Here is a 4237-nt window from a genome sequence, read left to right as displayed (position 1 = left end):
CGCCGGGCGGCAGTTGCCGCCCGGCGCGCGGTCATTGAGGCCGAGGTCAGCCCGGCAGCGCCGTGCCGACCCGGGCGCGCACGGCCTCGACCGCCTCCCACTCCTCCCCGCTCAGCTGGGCGAGCGCGGCGGGGAAGACGCCGTCCTGCTCCTTCAGGATGTGCGCCCGCAGCCGGCCGAGGGTGTCCAGCAGCCGCTGCGGCCAGGCCGGGTCGGCGGGCGTGCCGTCCGCGGCCTCGCCGAGGACGGCGTCGATCTGCCGGTGTTCCGCCTCCAGGATGGCGATGTGCTCGGGGAACTCGGCGGCCATGAAGGGGAACAGGCCGCGCTCCTCGACCTCGGTGTGCGGGCGGAGCACGGCGGCGATGTCCCGGGTGACGGCGGCCATGCCCGGCGCGTCGCCGTCGTGGTGCGCGGCCCGGACGGCGCCGATCAGGTTGACCACGGCGTCGTGTTCGCTCGTCAGGTCGCGGATGGTGGCCAGTGCCTGGCACCCGCAGTACTCGCACATGTCGGGCGGTCCTTTCCTCCCGGTCGGCCGGCGACCGGATGCTCGTCTGAATGCTCGTCCGGAGGTCAGGCCTGGACGGCGCGCCGGACCCGGGTGGCGGTGAAGACCGCGGCGGCCACGGCGACCACGGTGAGGGCCACCAGGCCGGCCGCGTACGAGTGGTAGCTGCCGTACAGGGCGCCCAGGGCCAGCGGCGGGACGAAGCCGCCGAGGCCGCCCGCCGCCCCCACCACCCCGGTGACGGAGCCGACCCGGTTCGCCGGCGCGACCAGGGCGACCAGGGCGAACGTCGCCCCGCTGCCGGTGCCGAGGGCCGCGGCCATGGTCAGGAACGCCGCCGTGCCGAGCGGGGCCAGCGGCGGGGTGAAGCCCTGCAGCAGGGCGCCCGCCGCGACCACGGCCAGCGCCCAGCCCAGCACCCGTACGGGGCTCGTCCGGTCCGACAGCCAGCCGCCGACCGGCCGCATCAGCACCGCCAGCAGGACGAACCCGGCCATCCGGTTCGCGGCGTCGGCCTGCTGGAGCCCGTAGGCGGTCTTGAGGTAGGTGGGGAGGTAGACGGAGAAGGCGACGTAGCCGCCGAAGGCGACGGCGTACAGCGCCGAGGCCTGCCAGGTGACGCGCAGCCGGAGCGTGCCGCCGAGGCGGCGGGCCAGCGGCTCGGTGGGCACGGCGCGTCCCGGCGCGTCGCGCAGCAGGACCAGCGCCACCACCGCGTACACGGCGAGCACGATCGCGGTGAGCACGAAGGGGGTGGCGACGCCGTGACTCTTGACCAGGTTCACCGTGGTCAGCGCGCTGATCGCGGTGCCGCCCATGCCGGCCCCGAAGACGCCGATGGCCGTACCGCGCCGCTCCGGGGGGAACCAGCCGTTGACGAAGGGGACGCCGATGGCGAAGGACGTGCCGCCGATGCCCAGGAAGAACCCGCCGACGAGCAGCTCGGTCAGCGACGAGTGCCCGACCAGGCCGAGGTACAGCACCGGCACGATGGTGGCGGCGGACACCAGGGGGAACATCACCCGGCCGCCGTAGCGGTCGGTGAGCGCGCCCACCGGGATGCGGCCCAGCGAGCCGACGATCACCGGGACGGCGACCAGCAGCGACTGCTGGAACGAGCTGAGGCCGAGGGTGTCCTTGAACCGCGTGGCGAGCGGGCTGATCAGCGCCCAGGCCCAGAAGTTGAGGGCGAAGCCGAGGGTGGCCAGGGTCAGCATCAGGGTGCGCTGCCCGGAGGTCGGTGCGGCTGGTCTGTCCCCGGTCGGGCGGGTGTCCATGGTGGGGTCTCCGTTTCTCCGCCGAGTGCGACGGTGGGTGTGGCGGTGGGTGCGTGTGGCGCTGCGGTGCGGTGTGGCGGTGGGGTGTGGCGGTGGGTGGGAGGGGCGGGCGGATCAGGTGCCGGGCAGCGCGGCGGCGAGCAGGACGACGCCGAGCGAGCCGGCCAGCGAGGCGACGGCGAGGGCCCGGGCGAGTTCGGCACGGCCCCTGGCGTGGGCCCAGCCGTGCGCGGCGGCCGCGAGCATCACCGCCGTGAACAGCGCGAGCTTGGCCGCCAGGTCCCGGCCGTAGCCGGGCTCGCCCAGCGAGGCCCAGGTGACGCCCCGGTGCCAGGCCAGTGCGACGCCGGTGCCGAGCTGCGCCGGCAGGAACAGCGCCCCGGTGAGCAGGCCGAACCGGCGGCCCACGGCGGTGGCGAACCGGGCGGCGACGTCGGCGGGGAACTGCCGGCGGGCCAGCGGGAGGATCACGGCCGACAGCGCGAGCTGTCCGCCGACCCAGAGCACGGCACCGCACACGTGGGTGAAGCGCACCAGGGACCAGAGTCCGAGCGGGTCCATCACTTCACCTCCACGAGGCCGCGCGCCCCGGCTTCGGCGTGGCGCATGTCATGGTCGAGGAAGGTGTAGTGGCCGGCCGCGGCGAAGGCCGTCTCGACGAACCCGCCCTGCGCGGGCGCCAGGTCGAGCACCTGCGACCCGCCGGGGGAGGACGGCGTGAGCAGGTAGGCGCCCTCCTTGTAGACGGTGTCGAAGACCGCGCCGACGACGTGGAAGGCGATGCCGCCGGCCGGTCCGGCCGCGACCACCCAGAACCGCACGCGTTGCCCGGCACGGGCCGTCAGCGGCGCCTTGGCATACTGGGCGGCCACCCCGTTGAACGCCCAGGCGTCGGGGGTGCCGGCCCGCATCGCGGCCACCTGCTGCTCGCTGCCCGGCTCGCCCGGGTACAGCTCGGAGGCGACCAGCAGGTACTCCCGGTCGGCTGCGGCGAGGCCGGGCGGGTCGATCACCACGGCGCCGTACATGCCGTTGCCCATGTGCTGGAGCATCGGCGCGGCGCTGCAGTGGTAGAGCCAGGCACCGGCGCGCTCGGCGGTGAAGCGGTAGACCAGCCGTTCGCCGGGGCCGATGGTGCGCATCGGCCCGTCGGGCGCGAGGGCGCCCGCGTGGAAGTCGATGCCGTGGCCCATGGTGTCGTCGTTGACCAGGGTGACCTCGAAGGTGTCCCCGACCCTGCCGCGCAGCGTGGGGCCGGGGGCGGTGCCGCCGAAGGTCCACAGCTCCCGGGTCACCCCGGGCGCGACCTCGGCCCTGACGCCGACGGCGTGCAGTTCGACCCGGTGCACCGTGTCGGCGGTCGCGGGGGGCAGGGCGGCGGCGCGCGGGCTCCAGCCGGGGGAGAACTCCCGGGCGAGGTCGGGCCCGTCACCGGCGGCCGCGCCCGGCGCGGCCATGGAGGGTGACGGGGTGGCAGCGCCCGCACCGGGGTGTCCGACGACGAGGGCCAGGCGCATGCCGGCGGCCCGGTGGCCCGGGACGGAGCACCAGGCCTGGCGGTCCGCGGTGAGCGGCCCGAGGTCGAGGGTGCCGCTCTCGCCCCGGCCGAGCAGCCGGGTGGCGGGGCCGTCCTGGACGGTCAGGTCGTGCCGCTGGGCGTCGTGGTTGGTGACGACCAGCCGTACGGCCGTGCCGTGCGGCACCTCGACACGGTCCGGGCTGACCCGCATGGCCTCCAGGGAGACCGCGATGGTCCGGGTGCCCGCGGCGGCGGGCGACGGCGGCGGCTGCGGGGTGGTCCCGCCGCTGCCCGCCACCAGCGCGGCCGCCACGGTGAGCGCGGTGCCGGCGGCCGTGCCGGCCAGCAGCCCGCGGTGGGCGGCCCGGACCGGCCCGGCCCGGTGTCCCGCCCAGGTGCGGACGGACACCCGCAGCAGGAGCGCCAGGAAGGCCGCCACGCCCGCACCGGCGATCACCGCACCGGCCGGGCCGGCGGGGGAGGGCAGCGGAAGCGCCAGCAGCGGTACGGCGAGGTTGAGCAGGGCCAGGCGTGCCCGCCACGCCCGGTCCAGGGTGTGCTGCAGCCCGGCGCGCTGCTGCGGACCGCGGCTGAGCACGACCGGCAGCAGATAGCTGAGGGCGCCGATCAGGGCCTGCCCGGTGAAGCCGATCAGCAGCACCGGGACGAGCGGCCCGATGTCGTCCTGCAGAGCCGTCAGGGTCCGGCCGCAGAGCAGGAAGACGTCCGCCACCAGGCCGACCAGGAGCCAGCCGAGTGCGGCGGCGAGCATCCAGGCGGCCGCCGCCGAGACGGCGGCGCGCCGGCGCACCGTGCGGACGAACAGGCCGGCGGCGAGGGCCACGCCCGCGGCGTACCCGGCGACTCCGGCCGCGGCCGGCCAGCGCCACCCCGCCGCGAGTGCCGGGACGGCCGCCGCCAGGCCGCCGC

At 76.5% G+C, this 4237-nt stretch carries 4 protein-coding genes; all 4 read right to left on the bottom strand.

All coding sequences use genetic code 11. The features are described 5' to 3' along the window. Window positions 1-46 precede the first annotated feature (46 nt). Complete coding sequence (locus ABZ885_RS36450) at window positions 47-511, bottom strand: hemerythrin domain-containing protein (RefSeq protein WP_360198711.1); 465 nt, start codon at window positions 509-511, stop codon at window positions 47-49. A gap of 65 nt (window positions 512-576) precedes the next feature. Continuing rightward, entirely contained in the window at window positions 577-1788 is a 1212-nt protein-coding gene (locus tag ABZ885_RS36445; protein WP_360198709.1) for a NarK/NasA family nitrate transporter, read from the bottom strand. A gap of 114 nt (window positions 1789-1902) precedes the next feature. After that, entirely contained in the window at window positions 1903-2349 is a 447-nt protein-coding gene (locus ABZ885_RS36440) for a hypothetical protein (protein ID WP_360198706.1), read from the bottom strand. After that, a partial coding sequence (locus ABZ885_RS36435) for a multicopper oxidase domain-containing protein (protein ID WP_360198703.1) occupies window positions 2349-4237 on the bottom strand: 1889 nt, incomplete at its 5' end. The genes ABZ885_RS36435 and ABZ885_RS36440, both read right to left, overlap by 1 nt.

The organism is Kitasatospora sp. NPDC047058, from assembly GCF_040643935.1.
Lineage (GTDB): Bacteria > Actinomycetota > Actinomycetes > Streptomycetales > Streptomycetaceae > Kitasatospora.
This window is presented reverse-complemented; position numbering and strand designations above follow the sequence as displayed.